Origin of the sequence: Arthrobacter sp. S39 (assembly GCF_004320525.1) — a bacterium.
In the GTDB taxonomy this organism is placed as follows: domain Bacteria; phylum Actinomycetota; class Actinomycetes; order Actinomycetales; family Micrococcaceae; genus Arthrobacter.
Genome location: NZ_SIHX01000011.1, coordinates 17,998 through 33,804 on the forward strand (window position 1 = coordinate 17,998; position 15,807 = coordinate 33,804).

The following is a 15,807-nucleotide window of genomic DNA, read 5'->3' on the forward strand; positions in this document are numbered from 1 at the left end:
CGGCGGCCGGCCCGGGCCAGTCATGCTGGTGACCACGCTTCTGCGCAGCAGACTGGTCGCAGCAGACTGACAGGAAAGAAGGAACCGATGTCCCTCAGCGTTGAGGAAATGAACAAGCAGCTCCCCGTGGCCAATGCGCTGCCCGGCGAGGCCGTGCCGTATTACATGGCCTCAGGGGAAGGTGCCCGCTACGAAATCAACGGCCAGCTGGTGACGGTCATCGCCCGCGCCGCGGACACCGGGGGCATCTTCAGTGCTGCCTACATCTCCGGCGGCATGGGGGCGGAATCGCCGTTCGTCAGCCACAAGGTGGAGCACAAGACGCTCTACGTGTTTGACGGCATCCTGCACGTCTGGCTGCCGGGCGAGAGCCGCATCCTGACCCCCGGCGACTCGGTGGTCATCCCGCCGGGAACCCCGCACGCCTACCGCATGGCCAGCCACTACACCCGCTTCCTGAACTGGATGACGCCGGGCGGCGCAGAGGCCTACTACGAGCGCGTGGGCACGCCCATTGATTCGCATGTTCCCCCGGTCCGCGCAGGCCGTTCCGCCAGCCTCCAGGAGCAGGCCGAGGTGGGCGCCGAGTTTGGCATCACCTTCCCGGACGTGGAGCGGGTCACCCCCACGTTCAAGCACGACGCCGGCCTCCCCGCCACGCAGAGCCCCTACTTCCTCAGTGCCCACGAGGGTGAGCGCCTGGCCAGCTACCAGACAATGTTCACGTACCTCTCCCGCCCGGCAAACACCGGCTCGAACTACTTCGCGGTCCACACCAAGGGCGCCAAGTCGCCCTACATTCCGCTGCACTTCCACTCCGAGCACACCGAGAACTTCCTGTGCACCGAGGGCCGGATGTGGCTGTACGCCAACGGCCGCGAAATGCTGCTGACCAAGGGCGACTTCGTGCACGCCCCGGCCGGCACCGTCCACTCATTCGCGTTCGATTCACACAACACGCAGATGGTGGGCTTCCTGACGCCGTCGGTCTTCAACGGCTTCTTCGAGTACTTCAACAAGCCCACCGAGGACTACATGTACACCGAAGGCGGGACGCCCTACATGGACATGGAAGGCTTTGGCCGCGCCCAGGCCGAGATGGACCTCACCGTGGTGGGCCCGCCGCCGCAGCGCCGGGCGGCCCTGGAAATCTCCTAGCCCCCAACACCCATAGCCCGAAACCCCAAATGGTCCGTCAACATATGTTGACGGACCGTTTGGCGTCAACTAATGTTGACGAAATGGAGGTGGAACGGATGAAAACACTCGTTGCCTCGATGGACGGCAAGGGACCCGCGGAGGCACTGTATGCCGTGGCCGAGCTGCAGAAGGAAGTGGGAAGGACCGAGGCATCCCTGGTCCGCAAGGCCCGGCAGGCAGGACTTTCCTGGGAAGCAATCGCCCTGTGCCTGGGCGTGAGCAAGCAGGCGGTCCACCGGAAGTACGGGAAGCAGTAGCCACCTGGTTTTAAACCAACGCGGGGTCACTTCCGGCCCTTAAAAGGGCTGCTGATGGGCCGGAAGTGACCCCGCGTTGCTGTTTTCTAACGGGATGGGAATTGACGGACCAGTTCGCGGCCGTAGTCGTTGCCGTTGGGGGTCCGGACCACCGTATGCATGTGGAACGGCGCGGGCTCGTCGTTGCTGAGGAACACCCCGGTGTGGTGGTCCAGCTCCAGAACCAGCACGGGGCTCTGCAGCCGGAAGTAGAACGCCTCCGGCTCCGCCCAGCCGCCGATCCAGCTGAACCAGGTCTCACCATAGTGCTCCTGGATTTCCCGACGGCGGGCCGCCCGGGGACCGTCCGGCAGGTAGGCGATGAAGTCCTCCACCACGTCGTCCAGCACGGCCCGGGCCTCGGGCGGCATGGAGCTCACCAGGATTCCCTCATAGGGGATCACCCTGTTGTCCTGGAAGCAGCCACCGAGGTGCCGCTCGTCGCCGGGATGGACCCGCCCGTCCGGCATGGCCGGGTCCACCATGGAGCCGTACACGGTGGCTTCTTTCCGCAGGCCGTCGGGCAGGGCGCCCATCAGCTGGCGGGCGAGGGCGATGCGCTCCTTGAAAACCTTGACGCCCCGGTGCGGGCCGGCGTCGATGCCGTCCGGTTCGGCGCCCAGGAAGACGGGCGAGATCACCAGCTGGGTGCCGACCACGAGGCAGTTCAGCGCCACGTGGTGGCCGAAGAGCTGCCAGCCCCACGGCGCGGTCTCGGACGGCTCGCCAAACAGCGCAAAGTTGTAGCTGAATTCGTTCATCAGCAGCGGCAGTTCCACCAGGTCGCCCAGGAAGCCGTTGATCCGCATGAGGTTCCGGACAAGCTGGAATCCGGCCGGGCTCAGGCTCGCCTCCACCACGGCAAGGGCGGCATCGCGGACAGCGGGATCCAGTTCGTCCAGTCGGAGCCCGGTGTCGTGCTGCATAAACTCCGGGTTGGCCCAGCTCTGCCACTCAGGGGCGTCCACGGGATAGGTCACCTTGGACACCTCATCCAGGGTCGCGGCGGACAGCAGCTTCCGCGCGGCCGCCGCCATCGCCGCCGTTGGGGCTTCTTCGCCGGTCCGCGCCGGAGCCAGCGGATACAGACCGGGTCGGAGGCCGCCGTCGTTCGTGATGCCCTTGAACGGCTGCGGGTACAGCTTTTTCCAGCCTTCGATCATGGGGCCGGCAAAGGAGTCCGTGGTAGCCGCTTCGGCGTACTCCCGGGCGTGGAGGCCGCGGATTTCCGCCACCCGGGGGTGGTCCGGGGCGAACAGGAAATCACGGAATGACGGCGCTGACACGGGTGTTCCTTTCGTTGGGCTGGGATGAGGTTTGCTGCGTCGGGGTGGGCTGTGACGAGGCGTCCGGTGATGCCGGGCTCGCCGCGCCCCAGCCGGCGGCCACGGCCAGCGCCGCTGCTGCGGCTTCGGCCGAGCTGCCGCGCCAGGCCACGTGCTGGTCCGGGCGGACCAGCACGGCGTCGGCGCCCCACAGGTCAGTCATCGGCGTTCCGTCGTCGGAAGGTCCGACGGCGGCGACGGTCACCGGGATGCCCCTCCGGGCACCCGCTTCGAGGACCGGCGCAAAGGCCTGGGACTCCGGCACCGCGCCCAGCGCACCGGCGTCGGCCAGCAGGGTGAAGCCGCTGCCGAGGAGGCTGTACACCGATGTGGACCGATCCAGCCACGCATGCGGGAGGAGGGCACCCGGGCTGGCCGACGGCACATAGCGGATGGGGTCTTCGGCGGGAACGGGCGAACCGTCCGGCACCACCAGCGGGGAATCCCCATAGGCGTAGCCGAGCACCAGTCCCAGCGAATCGAACTCGCTTTGCTTCACCGCAAGCGCCTCGTGGGCGGACTGCCGGGCGCGGACTCCGTCATCGCCGTCGCTGCGCAGGGCGGGATCGGCGAAGTGGTAGGCGAGCGCCTTGCCGTTGGAGGCGGCCTCGCGGATGGTCCTGGCCGCTACGGGGCGGCGTTCCAGCCCGTAGCTGTCCAGGAGATCCGGGCCGCCCCAGCCGGCGAGACTGGCGGCGATTTTCCAGGCCAGGTTGGCGGCGTCGCCGATGCAGGTGTTGAAGCCGTGCCCGCCCCAGGGCGGGTTCAGGTGCGCGGCGTCGCCCACCAGGAAGACGCCGTCGCGGCCGTAGCCGGGAGCCAGCAGCATGCGCGCCGTCCACGGGTCGGTGGCGACGACGTCGACGTCCACGTCTGCGCCGACCAGCTGGCGGACCATGGCAACAGCGCCGTCCGCCGCTGTGCCGCCCGCGGCGGCTTTCTCGGCCGCAGAGGCGTCCACGCCCTGGATGATGGCCCACCAGGTGTCGGCAAGGTCCATCCGGCCCACCATCCCGGCGGCTTCCGTGCCCACCACCCAGTACTGGACGGCCGGCGGCAGGGTGATCGCGGAGCCCAGGTCCTTGGATCGGAACATGATGCTGATGTTGGAGAGGGCCGCGGAGCCGCCTTCCAGGCGGATGCCCAGGCTGCGCCGCACGGCCGATGAACCGCCGTCGGCGCCGATGACAAAGCGCGCGGAGATGGTGCCCGTGTTTCCGGCGTCGTCCGCTGCAGTAACCGTGGACGGGCTGCCGGAGTGCACAGCAACGTCCTGGACGTGCCAGCCGGCCAGCAGGGTCACCAGCGGCGCCTCGGCAACCGCGGCGCGGAGGACCTCCTCGAGGACGGGCTGCGGGACCTGCTGGCCGCACTCGGGCTGCGGACCGTAGCGGCCGGGGACCAACTGGAACGCATTGCGGAAGGTACGGAGTTCGTGGGCTGAGGGGCCGGTGAGGCCGGTGCAGAAGGTGACGTCGTGGGCGTAGTCCACGGGAAGCGGGGCGGCGGTCCGGAGCGCGTCGGCGAGTCCCAGCCGCCACAGGTGCGTCATGGTGCGCGCGTTGGTGGTTTTGGCCCGAGGCCGGGTGGGATCCACTGACGTCCGCGGCTCGACCACCACGCTGGGGATGCCGCGCGAGGCGAGGTCCAGCGCGAGGAAGAGCCCGCTGGGACCGCCGCCTGCGATCAGTACTTCTGCCTCCTCCGGCAGCGCATCAGGGGAGGCCGGTTGCAGGGTGGCCATCAGGCACGGCCACGAAGTGAGAGGTCGCCGACGGGGGTGGTCAGGGTGCCGAGCTTGTCGATCTCGACCTCTACGGTGTCGCCGGGCTGCAGCAGCCACTGCGGCGTGCGGGCATAGCCCACGCCCTCGGGGGTTCCGGTGGCGATGATGTCACCCGGGTGCAGGGTCAGGGTCTGGCTGATGAGCGCGATGATGGCCGGCACGGAGAAGATCATGTCCCGGGTGTTGCCGTTCTGGGCTTCGACGCCGTTCACCCGCGTGCGGACCTGGAGGCCGTCCCGGAGGTCGCCCACCTCGTCGCGGCTGACCAGCGGGCCCAGGGGTCCGGTGAAGTCGCCGTTTTTGCCCAGTGTCCACTGCGATGTGAGCTTCTGGGCACGGCGGGCGGTGATGTCGTTGAAGGTGGAGTACCCGAAGACCGATTCGGCGGCAGTGGCCTCGTCCGCGGATTCCACGCGCTGGCCGATGTACGCCGCGACTTCGCCTTCCCAGTCCAGGCCGTCCTCGCCGGCGGGGACCGGGACCGGCACGTTCCCCACGGACAGGGATGCGGTCCAGCGGCCGAACAGTGTGGGGTACGGCGGAAGCTCCTGGTCCTTGTAGCTTCCTTCGGCAACGTGCGCCTTGTAGTTCAAACCGACGCAGATGACCCGCGCCGACGCGGGGACGAGGGGCACCTCGGTGACGCTGCCGCGCTCAAGCCAGCTGCCGGCGTCGGACGCTGAATTGCCGGACACGGAGGCGCCGGCGACCCCGGAGGCCAGGGAGACAGACTTGTCTTGCCAGCCGGCGGCGTCGGCCCAGAACCCAGCGACGGGGGCCAGCGGGAAAACGCGGGAATCCACCAGGGCCGCTGCCCAGGATTCCCCGCGGTGGGTGATGCCGATGTACTGCATGTGGAGCCTTTCAGGTCTGCCCGGGCACGGCGAATGCCGCCCCGGCGGGTTCAGGAGTCAGGAAGCCTGGGCTTGCCTGCGGAAGAAATCAATGGTGGCGTCCAGGACCTTCTGCACCGCGGCCGGACTTTTGTCCGGCAGCAACCACATGTGGTCGGCGCCTTCAATGAGGAGAAGTTCGACGTCGGCCGCGGCGGCTTCCAGCGCCGCGGCCAGGGTGGTGGACTGCGCCGCGGGGACGAACCGGTCGGCGGTCCCGTGGGCCAGGAAAAACGGCGGGGCGTGCTCGCCCGCGTAGGTCAGGGGGCTGGCAGCCGCGGCCTTGCCCGGGGCGTCCTTTGGCTGTGCGCCGATCAGGAGGGCCTCGCGGGAGCCGGGATCATCGGCGGTGGCGACGGCATTGGGAAGGGCCTGTTCACCCATGTGGACCAGGTCGGTGGGCGGGTACCAGGCGGCGACGGCGGCCACCGGGGCGTTGGCGGCAGGCACGCCGGCCTCCGCAGTGTCGGAGTCCGGATTCGCGCCGAGCCCCACGAGGCAGGCCAGGTGCCCTCCGGCGGAATCCCCCCACGCGTAGATCCGCCGGGGGTCCACGTTGTACTCCGCGGCGTGCGCCCGCAGCCAGGCGACGGCGGCCTGGGCGTCCTGGAGCTGGGCCGGAAAGACTGCCTGCGAGGACAGCCGGTAGTCAGCGGAAACCACGGCAAAGCCGGCCGCGGCGACGCGTTCAAAGGGCGCCAGGGCGAACCCGTCCGTGACAGGTCCGAGCGAGGAGCGCTCCCCCATCCGCCAGCCGCCGCCATGGAAATGGACGATGGCCGGAACGGGGCCGGCGACCGGGCCGAGAGCATCCGCATCAGCCGGAAGGTAAAGGTCCAGCAGCAACGGCACACCGCCGGGCCGGGAAAACTCAATCCCCTTCAGGACTTCCCCTGCAGTCATCAGCGACTCCATCCATTGCCGTGGCCGGTATCAGGATCGATCCGGCGCTTTACCTAAGCCTGCTGGAATGGCACGGGACAGGGAACGTGAGATTTCAATGATTGAAAGGTTGCCCGGATTAGCGTCCGCCGCGGAACAGGAGCGCGCCGGCGTTGGCCACAACGATCAGCCCGATCCCGCACCACTGCGCCGCCCCCAGGTGCTCATGCAGCACGAGGGCTCCGATCAGGGCGGCAAAGACAGGGTTGATGCTCATTAGGACGCCAAAGACGTTAGCCGGGACCCGGCGCAGGGCAATCAGGTCGGCAAGGTAGGGCACCACCGAGGCCAGCACTCCGGCACCGACGGCGCACAGCACGGTGAAGGCGTCCGGCGGCCGGCTCACAAAAATCACCGCAGCCACGGGCAGGAACAGCACCGCGGAAACGCCGGTGGCAGCGGCGGTGCCCTGGACTCCCGGGATCCGCCGGCCAACGGTGCGGTTGAGCAGGATGTAAGCCGCCCAGCTGCACGCCGCGATGAGGCCCAGCACGATTCCGAAGTAGTCGGTGGAGGGCTTCGGCTGGGTGATCGCCACAACGCCTGCCCCGGCGAGGACCGCGCAGACGGCGCTGGCCCTGCTCCGGCTGCTGAGCAGCGCCACGGCGAGGGGCCCGAGGAATTCAAGCGTGACCGCCAGCCCGAGGCCCACGCGCTGGATGGCCGAGTAAAGGGACAGGTTCATGGTTCCGAAGACCACCGCCAGCAGCAGGACCGGCCACCATTGCTGCCGCGTCAGGGTCCACAGCCTGGGCCTGACCACGGGAAGCAGCACCGCAGCGGCAACCAACTGCCGCACCGCCACCACGCCGACGGGTCCCATCCCGGGGAAAGCCAGTGAGCCGCTGGCCGCGCCCAACTGGTTGGACAAGGCACTGGCCACGAGTGTTGCCGTGCCGCCCTTGCGCGCCGCTTTACTGGATGAAGTTCCTTCCATCATGTAGGCAGTGTGCTCCGCTGTCCGGCAACCGCTAAATGCATGGAGGGAGCTATTTATGCGCTGGGCGCATGAATAGACTGGCCGCATGGATCTTGAGTTGCGGCAGCTCCGCTGCCTCGCGGCGCTTCTGGAGGCGGGCACGTTCACCGATGCCGCCATTGACCTGGGCATCTCGCAGGCTGCCGTCTCGCGGAACATCGCAGCCCTGGAGCGCACGCTGGGCGTCCGGCTGGTGCACCGGACCACCCGAAGCGTCGCCCTGACGGAGGCCGGGGAGCGGGCCATGGTCCACGTCCGCCGCGCACTCTCAGCGCTGGACGAGCTGGTCCGTGAGGCGGGTTCCCAGGCGGGGACCGTCCGGATCGGCTATGCGTGGTCTGCCTTGGGCGAGCACACCACGGACTTCCAGCACCGGTGGGCCGCAGCATTCCCGGACACGGAGCTGGAGCTCGTCCGGAACAACACCCCGACGGCGGGACTCACCGAGGGGACGGCAGACCTCGCCATCCTCCGGCGGGCACCGGAAGCGGCAGGCATCGACTTCGTGTCGGTTGGCGAGGAAAAACGCTATTGCGCGATGAGTTCCGATGACCCGCTCGCCGGCAGGCGGTCGGTGACCCTGGCACAGGTGGCGCAAGCCGCGCTGGCGGTGGACGGCAGGACCGGCAGCACCACCAAATCGCTGTGGCCTGCAGACAGCCAGCCAGCGAAGTTTGTTGCCATCCGCGACGTTGACGACTGGCTAACGGTCATCGGCAGCGGCAAGGCGCGCGGCATCACCGCAGCGTCAACGGCACACCAGTACCGGCGCCGCGGCGTGGTGTACCGGGCCGTGCGCGATGCACCGCCGGTCCCCGTCTATCTGGCGTGGTCCGGGACCGACGCCCCGCGGGAGCGGCAGAGAGTCATCGACCTGCTGGCCGCGCTCTACGGCACGGGGCGTCCTTAAGGGTTTCGTCTGGCTGCACGCAAACCGCCAGAATCCGGGCTTCCGGGGCTGATACAGCAACCGAATATTGACGACGTGTGACTTATGCCGCATTATGGGGATAACGTTTTCCTGACAGCGAAGTCGGCGCCAAAGAGGTCGACAAGGAAAACCAACTCCGAGGAGAGCATCATGAAAGCTATGAAGCGATTAATGACTGGCGTCGCAGCAATGGCGATGGCCGCGTCACTGGCAGCCTGCGCCGGCGGCACGAACGCACCCGCATCGAACACCACCGCCGATCAGGGCATTGAGGGTACTGCCGAGAACCCTGTCACCCTGAACTACTGGGGCTGGCAGAAGGGCACCGCCGACCAGGTCAAGCTGTTCAACGATTCGCACAAGAATGTGCAGATCAAATACACCGAGGTCAAAGGCGGGGCCGATGCCCTGAACGGCCTGCGGAATGCTGCTTCGGCAGGCAACGCCCCGGACCTGCAGCAGGGAAGCCAGGACTGGATGGTGCCGTTGCTGGCCGAGAAGGTCATCACCGACGTCACCAGTTGGATCACCCCGTCAGAAAAAGACTTCCGGGAATCGGCGTTCAAGGCATCGGAGGTGGACGGCCGGAACTTCGTTGTCCCCACAGCCCAGGCACCGCAGTTCTTTGTGTACCAGGCGCCCGTGTACGACAAGCTGAACCTGTCCGCCCCTAAGACCATGGACGAATTCGTGGAACAGGGTGCCACCCTCGCCGGAGCGGGACACAAGATCACCAACATGGCAGGCGAAGACCCCTCAACCCTGGTGAACTGGGCCTGGCAGGCCGGCGCATCCTGGTACACCGTGGACGGAGACGCCTGGAAGATCAACTTCCTGGACGACGCCACTATGGAGGCCGCGGGCGTCACACAAAAGCTGATCGACGAAGGCGCCATATCCACTCAGACCTTCGCGGACTACGCGGCCGTGCAGCAAATGTACGACAAAGGCAACACCGCCACCCGCCACATCTGGACCTGGTCAACCAACGGCATGGTGAACAACTTCAAGGAGTCGTTCGGCAATTGGAAGGCCGCTCCCATCCCGGAATTCTCCACCGGCGGCAAGGCCAATGTCAGCCCCATAGGCGGGATCTTCGTGACCGAACAGTCCAAGTCCAAAAAGGCCGCCGCCGAGGCCGCCGTCTGGCTGGCAACGAACAAGGAATCCGTGACCCTGGCCGCTGACCCGATCAAGGGCTCGTCGTCCTTCCCCGTGGTGGCAGACTCCGACCCCTTTGTGGCCCAGCTTCTGCCGGAAAAGCTGTTCGGTGCCAACCATGCCGAGGCCGTGAAGGTTGCCAAGGAAGCTTCGAAGAACATCGTTACCAACTGGACCTATGGCCCGAACTACACGGCGATGTACACAGAGATGGCCGATGGCTGGGCCAAGGTCATCACCAAGCAGCAAAAGGTCACCGACCTGCTCGAGCACATGCAGGAATGGACGGTGAATGACCTGAAGAAGAAGGGCATCAACGCCGTCGACGGCTCCAAGTAGCCCCGGCGTGTGGCAGGCGCCCGCACCTGGCCGGGCGCCTGCCAGCCCCTTTAGCACCAGCACTTAAGGAAACACTCACCATGTCCCAGTCCCTCCGGCACAAATCACCGGCCGCACCACCCAGGACCAGATCCCCACGGATCACCTGGCGTACGCTGCTGGCGGCCAAGGGTGCAGCTTTCACCATGCCCTTCGCCATCGGTTTTGTCATCCTGTTTATCCTGCCGATCATCTATGCGGTGGTCCAGAGCCTCTACGCCGTGAAGTCCTCCGGCCTGGGACTGTCCGGGAACCAGACGGTTTTTGTGGGCCTGGACAATTTCGTCGCAGCCGCCACGGACCTTCGGTTCTGGGAATCCATGGGCCGCGTCGCCGTGTTTGCCTGCATTCAGGTGCCCATCAAGCTGGCGGTTTCCCTGCTGCTGGCGCTGGGCCTGGACTACCTGAAGGGGCGCGTGGTGGCCGGGCTGCGGATCGGCCTGCTCGTGCCCTACATGATCCCCGGCATCGTCGGCACGCTGGTCTGGATCTACCTTTACTCCCCCGACATCGGCCCACTCACCGAATTCGGCAAGTTCTTCTCCCTGGACTGGAACTTCCTGTCCGAAGCCATGATGTGGCCCTCCATAGGCAACCTCCTCACATGGGACAGCATCGGGTTCAACATGCTGATCATCTACGCGTCCCTGCAGGCCATCAGCCCCGAGCTGTTCGAGGCCGCCCGGCTGGACGGGGCCAGCGAAGCCCGGATCGCCTTCTCCATCAAGGTCCCGTTTGTCCGTGCCGCCCTGGTCCTCACCGGCATGCTGTCAATCATCGGGCTGCTCCAGATCTTCGCCGAACCCCTGCTTTTCCGCTCCTTCGTCCCCGAGGTGGTCACGAAGGACTACACCCCCACCCTGATGATCTTCAACCAGGCCTTCGACGCCAACAACTACAACTACGCCGCAGCCCTGTCGCTGATCTTCGCGGCCGTCATCGCCACGGTGTCGTACCTCTATTACAAGTTCACCAACAAGCCGGAAGCCTGAACCATGAGCACCACAAACCCTGTCGCAGGCGCAGCCCCCACGGACAGCGCTCCCCAGGACGACGCCGGCGTACCCGTCGTCGCCCTCCCTGCCCAAGAAACCTCCGGGACCTCCTCCAAGGACAAACGCAGGGCAAAGCGGCGGGAGTCCTTGGCCCGGCGCGGGCTGCCCGTCGGCGCCGGGCAAAGCAAAACCACGCAACTGCTGGTGCTCGCAGGCATGGGCCTTGCCGTGATCTATTCGGCCGGCCCCATCTGGTGGCTGATTGTCGCCTCTACCAAGGGCCAGTCGGACCTGTACGCGTCCACCGGTTTCGAATCGCTGTGGTTCGCCGAATTCAACCTGTGGGAGAACCTGCAGCAGATCTTCATCTACGACGACGGCTACTACCTGCGATGGATGCTGAACTCGGTCCTCTACGCCGGCGTCGGATCCTTCGTGGCGATGTTGATCTCCCTTGCTGCCGGCTACGGGCTGGCCCGCTATGAATTCTGGGGCAAAAAGGCGGTCTTCGGCGCCGTCGTCGCTTCCTTCCTGCTGCCCAGCGCGCTGCTGACTATCCCGCTCTACCTGCAGTTCTCCTCTTGGGGACTGGTCGGAACCCCGTGGGCCGTCCTCATCCCGTCCTTCATCAGCCCCTTCAGTGTCTATCTCGCCAAGGTCTACATCGAAGGCGCCATCCCGCCGGAACTGCTCGAAGCGGCACGTATCGACGGCGCCGGTGAAGTCCGCATCTTCTTCCAGGTGGTGATGCGTCTCATGACCACCGGCGCAGCCACCATCTTCCTGCTCGCCTTCGTCGGGAATTGGAACAGCTTCTTCACACCGCTGACCATGCTGGGCACCGCTGGCAAGGAGAACTGGCCGCTCGCCCTGGGCCTGTATGCCTGGTCCGGCAAGCGGACCCTGGCCGGCGAAACAATCGACGGCACCAGCATGCTGATCCTCGGCTCGCTGCTGGCCATCATTCCGTTAGCCATCTTCATGATCGCCATGCAGCGATTCTGGAAGACCGGCGTCACCCTCGGAGCGGTCAAATAACCGTGGAGCCGCGACCCTTTGCCATGGCCGTGATGTCGCCCCCGGAACTGTTCCTGCAGCTGCTGTCCGGAGACGCCATCGACCGACTGCGCCACGTGGCCGATCTGCGTGGCCCCGTTTTTGAGGACTTCTCCTCCCCGGCGGCCCGCGCGGCCCTGGCTGATGCCGAAGTACTGGTCACGGGCTGGGGCTGCCCGCCGTTCACCGCCTCTGACCTTGGCGACGCACCGAACCTCAAGGCGGTCATCCACGCCGGTGGTGTCATTGGGGACAGGTTCCCGCCGGTGCCTGCCGGGCGGAACATCCAGGCTTCCAACGCCGGCGCGGCGAACGCTGTTCCGGTGGCGGAATACACGCTGGCCATGATCCTGCTCGCCAACAAGCAGGCCTTCGAGGCTATCCGCCTGTACCGGAATCGGCGCGACGCTGTGGACCGTGAACGGGAATTTCCGACGGCTGGCAACTACCGCAAGACCGTGGGCCTCGTGGGCGCCTCCAGGATCGGAAAACATGTTGCCCGGCTGCTGCGGCCGTTCCAGCTTGACGTTGTTGTTTACGACCCCTACCTGGTGGCCGACGAGGCCCGCTCGCTGGGGATCAGGCGGGTCAGCCTTGAGGCCCTGCTGGCCGGCAGCGACGTGGTCTCGGTTCACGTGCCCGTCACCCCGGCGACCACTGGCATGATCGGCGCCGCAGAATTGGCCCTGATGCGGTCCGGGGCCACCCTGGTAAATACCGCCCGGGGCGAAATCCTGGACCAGGATGCCCTGGAAAAGGAGCTCCTTTCAGGCCGGATCAACGCCATCCTCGACGTCGCCGTACCAGACGTCCTCCCGCCCGGCCACCCGTTTTATGACCTTCCAAACGTCCTCCTCACACCGCACATCGCCGGCTCCATGGGCACAGAGCTGTGGCGAATGGGCGATCACGTGGTGTCGGAACTGGAGCGCTACGTGGCTGGCCAACCCTTCGAACACCCCGAGATCCTCGCAGCCGGCACCGACCGACTTTCCTCGAGACACGCATGACCCTTCTCACCAACCCGGTGCTCCCGGGGTTCTCCCCCGACCCGTCACTGATTCGCGCAGGCGACTGGTTCTACCTCGCCAACAGTTCCTTCGAGTGGTATCCGGCCATCCCCATCCACAGGTCGCGCGACCTCGTGACGTGGGAATATGCCGGTTCATTCAGTGGCCTGGCGGCACCGGTGGACCTCAGAGGCCTCCAGGACTCGGCCGGGATCTGGGCGCCGTCGCTGAGCTGGGCAGACGGGGATTTCTGGCTTGTCTTCACGGTGGTCCGGGGATTCGGCGGACCACATAAGGACATGGATACCTACGTCTCCAGGTCACCGGACGCCTCCGGGCCGTGGTCCACTCCCGTGCGGGTCACCACCACCGGCTTTGACCCGTCGATCTTCCACCACGACGGACGGCACTGGCTCATGAACATGGAATGGGACCACAGGCCCACGGGCCGCGGCGGGTTCGCCGGCATCAACCTCCAGGAACTGAACGCGGCCGGCACGGCCACCATTGGCGAGCCGGTCATCATCCACCGGCGGCCGGAGCTCATCGAAGGACCCAACCTCTACTTCCATAACAACCGCTTCTATCTCTTGCTCGCCGAGGGCGGAACCGGCCAAAACCACGGCATTGCCATGATGCGTTCCGACACGATGCAGGGCCCCTACGAGGCGGATCCGCACGGACCTGTCCTCACCACGAGGGACCACCCGTCGCATCCGCTCCAGAAAGCAGGCCACGGGGAGATCGCCCTGGACCGGGACGGCACCTTATTCCTGGCCCATCTGGCCAGCCGATGGACCGAAATGGACGGCCGGAAGTACTCCGTCCTGGGCCGCGAGACGTGCATCCAGCGGCTCACGCTGACCGGCGACGGCTGGCTGCGGCTGGAGCAGGGTGGCTGGCATCCGGCGGTGTCGGTCGAGGCACCGAAGAAGAGAGCAGGAAGCGAAGACGGTGCTATGCCGGCGGCAGGTCCGGCGGCGCCGCCGGAAACATCCACGGAGGAAGACCCGGCCGGCACCTCCCTCGGCGGCTTTAGCGCCGAGCCAGACCCAGCCTCGGCGGACCGGCTGACCGTGGGCTGGCCATGGAACACCCTGCGGCAGCCCGCAAGGGCAGGCTGGGCCAGCCTCGGGGCAAGGCCGGGATGGCTCCGGCTCCGAGGGAGGCACAGCACTGATTCCCTGCACGAACAGTCGCTCGTGGCCCGCCGCCTGATCGCCAGGACCAGCAAAGCAGGCGTTACCGTCGAAGCCAGACCGTCGAACTACACCCAGGCCGCGGGGCTGATTTTCTACTACAACACGGCCAGCTACTGCTATCTCAGGACCACGGTACGCGAAGTCGGCGGCCAGCTGCCCCCGGGCGATACACCCCTGGAACAGGTGCTCGAGGTCTTCGAAAAGGATCCGCTGACCGGGCTGCAATCACACGGAACCGTCGTGGTGGACAGCGGGCGTCCGCTCCGACTGGAAGGGTCCTTGGACGATGCCGCCCTGCAGTTCCATTGGTCGTACGCCGGCGGCCCGCTGCAGCCCATCGGACCGGTCCTGAACGCGCTGGCCCTCTCCGACGACCACGGCGGCACCCTGCGGTTCACCGGAGCCTTTGTCGGCGTCGCTGCCCAGGATCTCCGTGACCGCACTTTCACCGCCGACTTCACCGGCTTCCGCTACGAGGCGGGCTGAACCCCTGCCCTCTGACACCGATGAAAACGATTACCCAGCCCCCCTGGAACTGCCGCAGTTTTCCGTGCTTTGGCGTTACGCTGTGAAGGTGACGACGAATCCGGCCCCCACCCCGCGGCAAAAGGCTCCGGTCCTTAGCGACGTCGCCAAAGCAGCCGGAGTCTCGGTGCCCACGGTCTCCCGCGTCCTGACCAGCAGTAAGTTTGTTGCGCCGGAACTCCGCGAACGCGTGATGCAGGCAGTCTCCGAACTCGGCTACCGCCCCAACGGCGCCGCCCGGGCAACACGGTCCGGCAAGCGGTCCATGGTGGCCGTGCTCACGGGCGCAACGTCCAACTACGGCTACGCCAAGACCATCGAAGGCATTGAGAAGGCCGCACGCCAGTCCGGCATGTCCGTGATCATCGCCGTGGTTGAATCCGACGAGGACGAGGCCGTTAACGCCGCCATCGACCTCGTCCTTTCCCAGCCAGTGGCGGGCGTGATCATCCTCGAGTTCGACCGCCCCGGGCTGGCAGCTGTCAAGGCCTTCCCCGCCTCCATTCCGCTGGTAGTGGCAGGCGGCGGATCCCGGCGGACCGGCAAGGTTCCCGGGGCGCTGCTCGACGAGCGCGCGGCCGGCAAGGACGCCACCAATTACCTCCTTTCCCTCGGCCATAAGACGGTGCACCACGTCGCGGTGCCCACGATGGGCAAACACTCCGGCCGCACGGAGGGGTGGCGCGCTGCGCTGACCGCGGCCGGGATCGACGTTCCGGCGGTCCGGCACGCCACATGGGAGCCGTCCAGCGGCTACCGCACCGGCCAGGAGCTCGCGGCACGCGACGACGTGACAGCCGTCTTCTGCGGCAACGACGACGTCGCGATCGGCGTCATCAGGGCCCTGCTGGATTATGGCAAGCGCGTGCCTGAGGACGTCTCCGTGGTGGGCTTCGACGACCAGCCACACGTGGCCATGTGGCGGCCCGCGCTGACCACCGTAAGGCAGGACTTCCAGGACCTCGGGGCCAGGGCTTTCGGCCTTCTGGCAGCCTCGGTGGAGACCGGCCTGCCGCCGGAGTCATCCACAGTTAAGCCCCAGCTGGTCCTCCGGGAGTCTGCCGCCGCTGCCAGCTGACAGGCGCAAAAGAGGCCGGTTTCCAACGAAACCGGCCTCCTTCTTCTTGG

14 protein-coding genes are annotated in these 15,807 nt (G+C 66.6%); 9 read left to right on the forward strand and 5 right to left on the reverse strand.

Features of this window, described 5'->3' with window-relative positions; translation table 11 throughout:
* The first annotated feature begins 87 nt into the window (after positions 1 to 87).
* Together EYS21_RS18910 and EYS21_RS18915 are read left to right on the forward strand one after the other, a co-directional pair.
* Complete coding sequence (locus EYS21_RS18910; RefSeq protein WP_131134794.1) at positions 88 to 1,158, forward strand: quercetin 2,3-dioxygenase; 1,071 nt, start codon at positions 88 to 90, stop codon at positions 1,156 to 1,158.
* Positions 1,159 to 1,256: 98 nt separating this feature from the next.
* Positions 1,257 to 1,457: an AsnC family protein gene (locus EYS21_RS18915; RefSeq protein WP_223860277.1), complete on the forward strand. Its 201-nt coding sequence runs from the start codon at positions 1,257 to 1,259 to the stop codon at positions 1,455 to 1,457.
* A gap of 86 nt (positions 1,458 to 1,543) precedes the next feature.
* On the opposite strand, the gene EYS21_RS18920 is transcribed toward EYS21_RS18915, so the two are convergent.
* The 5 genes from EYS21_RS18920 to EYS21_RS18940 form a co-directional block, all read right to left on the reverse strand.
* Positions 1,544 to 2,782 (reverse strand): DUF3500 domain-containing protein, encoded by a 1,239-nt coding sequence (locus EYS21_RS18920; protein WP_131134795.1) that lies wholly within the window; start codon positions 2,780 to 2,782, stop codon positions 1,544 to 1,546.
* The gene (locus EYS21_RS18925; RefSeq protein WP_131134796.1) at positions 2,760 to 4,565 is read right to left on the reverse strand and encodes an FAD-dependent monooxygenase; all 1,806 of its coding nucleotides are present in this window, start codon (positions 4,563 to 4,565) and stop codon (positions 2,760 to 2,762) included. Before EYS21_RS18925 ends, EYS21_RS18920 begins: the two co-directional genes overlap by 23 nt.
* Entirely contained in the window at positions 4,565 to 5,461 is an 897-nt protein-coding gene (locus tag EYS21_RS18930; RefSeq protein ID WP_131134797.1) for a fumarylacetoacetate hydrolase family protein, read from the reverse strand. The genes EYS21_RS18925 and EYS21_RS18930 overlap by 1 nt, the downstream gene beginning before the upstream one ends.
* Positions 5,462 to 5,518: 57 nt before the next feature.
* Positions 5,519 to 6,403: an alpha/beta hydrolase gene (locus tag EYS21_RS18935; RefSeq protein WP_131134798.1), complete on the reverse strand. Its 885-nt coding sequence runs from the start codon at positions 6,401 to 6,403 to the stop codon at positions 5,519 to 5,521.
* A gap of 118 nt (positions 6,404 to 6,521) precedes the next feature.
* On the reverse strand, positions 6,522 to 7,382 hold the full coding sequence (locus EYS21_RS18940; RefSeq protein WP_207307824.1) for an EamA family transporter: 861 nt from the start codon (positions 7,380 to 7,382) through the stop codon (positions 6,522 to 6,524).
* A gap of 85 nt (positions 7,383 to 7,467) precedes the next feature.
* Here EYS21_RS18940 and EYS21_RS18945 point away from each other — a divergent pair, with 85 nt between their 5' ends.
* From EYS21_RS18945 to EYS21_RS18975, 7 genes are all read left to right on the forward strand, one after another.
* Entirely contained in the window at positions 7,468 to 8,331 is an 864-nt protein-coding gene (locus tag EYS21_RS18945; protein WP_131134799.1) for a LysR family transcriptional regulator, read from the forward strand.
* A 192-nt stretch (positions 8,332 to 8,523) separates the two neighbouring features.
* A complete protein-coding gene (locus tag EYS21_RS18950; protein WP_165478362.1) occupies positions 8,524 to 9,852 on the forward strand; it encodes an extracellular solute-binding protein in 1,329 nt (442 codons plus the stop codon).
* 80 nt (positions 9,853 to 9,932) lie between these two features.
* Positions 9,933 to 10,883, forward strand: a complete 951-nt coding sequence (locus EYS21_RS18955) for a sugar ABC transporter permease (protein WP_131134801.1) — start codon at positions 9,933 to 9,935, stop codon at positions 10,881 to 10,883.
* Between the two features lie 3 nt (positions 10,884 to 10,886).
* A complete protein-coding gene (locus EYS21_RS18960) occupies positions 10,887 to 11,924 on the forward strand; it encodes a carbohydrate ABC transporter permease (protein ID WP_131134802.1) in 1,038 nt (345 codons plus the stop codon).
* A gap of 2 nt (positions 11,925 to 11,926) precedes the next feature.
* On the forward strand, positions 11,927 to 12,952 hold the full coding sequence (locus tag EYS21_RS18965) for a hydroxyacid dehydrogenase (protein WP_242633505.1): 1,026 nt from the start codon (positions 11,927 to 11,929) through the stop codon (positions 12,950 to 12,952).
* Entirely contained in the window at positions 12,949 to 14,640 is a 1,692-nt protein-coding gene (locus EYS21_RS18970) for a family 43 glycosylhydrolase (RefSeq protein WP_131134803.1), read from the forward strand. Before EYS21_RS18965 ends, EYS21_RS18970 begins: the two co-directional genes overlap by 4 nt.
* Before the next feature lie 88 nt (positions 14,641 to 14,728).
* Positions 14,729 to 15,757, forward strand: a complete 1,029-nt coding sequence (locus EYS21_RS18975) for a LacI family DNA-binding transcriptional regulator (protein ID WP_131134804.1) — start codon at positions 14,729 to 14,731, stop codon at positions 15,755 to 15,757.
* The last annotated feature ends 50 nt before the right edge of the window (positions 15,758 to 15,807 follow it).

Excerpts from the sequence above, each read along its gene's own strand:
- EYS21_RS18910 (WP_131134794.1), top strand. The coding sequence starts at position 88 with ATGTCCCTCAGCGTTGAGGAAATGAACAAGCAGCTCCCCGTGGCCAAT.
- EYS21_RS18915 (WP_223860277.1), top strand. The coding sequence starts at position 1,257 with ATGAAAACACTCGTTGCCTCGATGGACGGCAAGGGACCCGCGGAGGCA.
- EYS21_RS18925 (WP_131134796.1), bottom strand. The coding sequence starts at position 4,565 with ATGGCCACCCTGCAACCGGCCTCCCCTGATGCGCTGCCGGAGGAGGCA.
- EYS21_RS18930 (WP_131134797.1), bottom strand. The coding sequence starts at position 5,461 with ATGCAGTACATCGGCATCACCCACCGCGGGGAATCCTGGGCAGCGGCC.
- EYS21_RS18935 (WP_131134798.1), bottom strand. The coding sequence starts at position 6,403 with ATGACTGCAGGGGAAGTCCTGAAGGGGATTGAGTTTTCCCGGCCCGGC.
- EYS21_RS18940 (WP_207307824.1), bottom strand. The coding sequence starts at position 7,382 with ATGATGGAAGGAACTTCATCCAGTAAAGCGGCGCGCAAGGGCGGCACG.
- EYS21_RS18945 (WP_131134799.1), top strand. The coding sequence starts at position 7,468 with ATGGATCTTGAGTTGCGGCAGCTCCGCTGCCTCGCGGCGCTTCTGGAG.
- EYS21_RS18950 (WP_165478362.1), top strand. The coding sequence starts at position 8,524 with ATGACTGGCGTCGCAGCAATGGCGATGGCCGCGTCACTGGCAGCCTGC.
- EYS21_RS18955 (WP_131134801.1), top strand. The coding sequence starts at position 9,933 with ATGTCCCAGTCCCTCCGGCACAAATCACCGGCCGCACCACCCAGGACC.
- EYS21_RS18960 (WP_131134802.1), top strand. The coding sequence starts at position 10,887 with ATGAGCACCACAAACCCTGTCGCAGGCGCAGCCCCCACGGACAGCGCT.
- EYS21_RS18970 (WP_131134803.1), top strand. The coding sequence starts at position 12,949 with ATGACCCTTCTCACCAACCCGGTGCTCCCGGGGTTCTCCCCCGACCCG.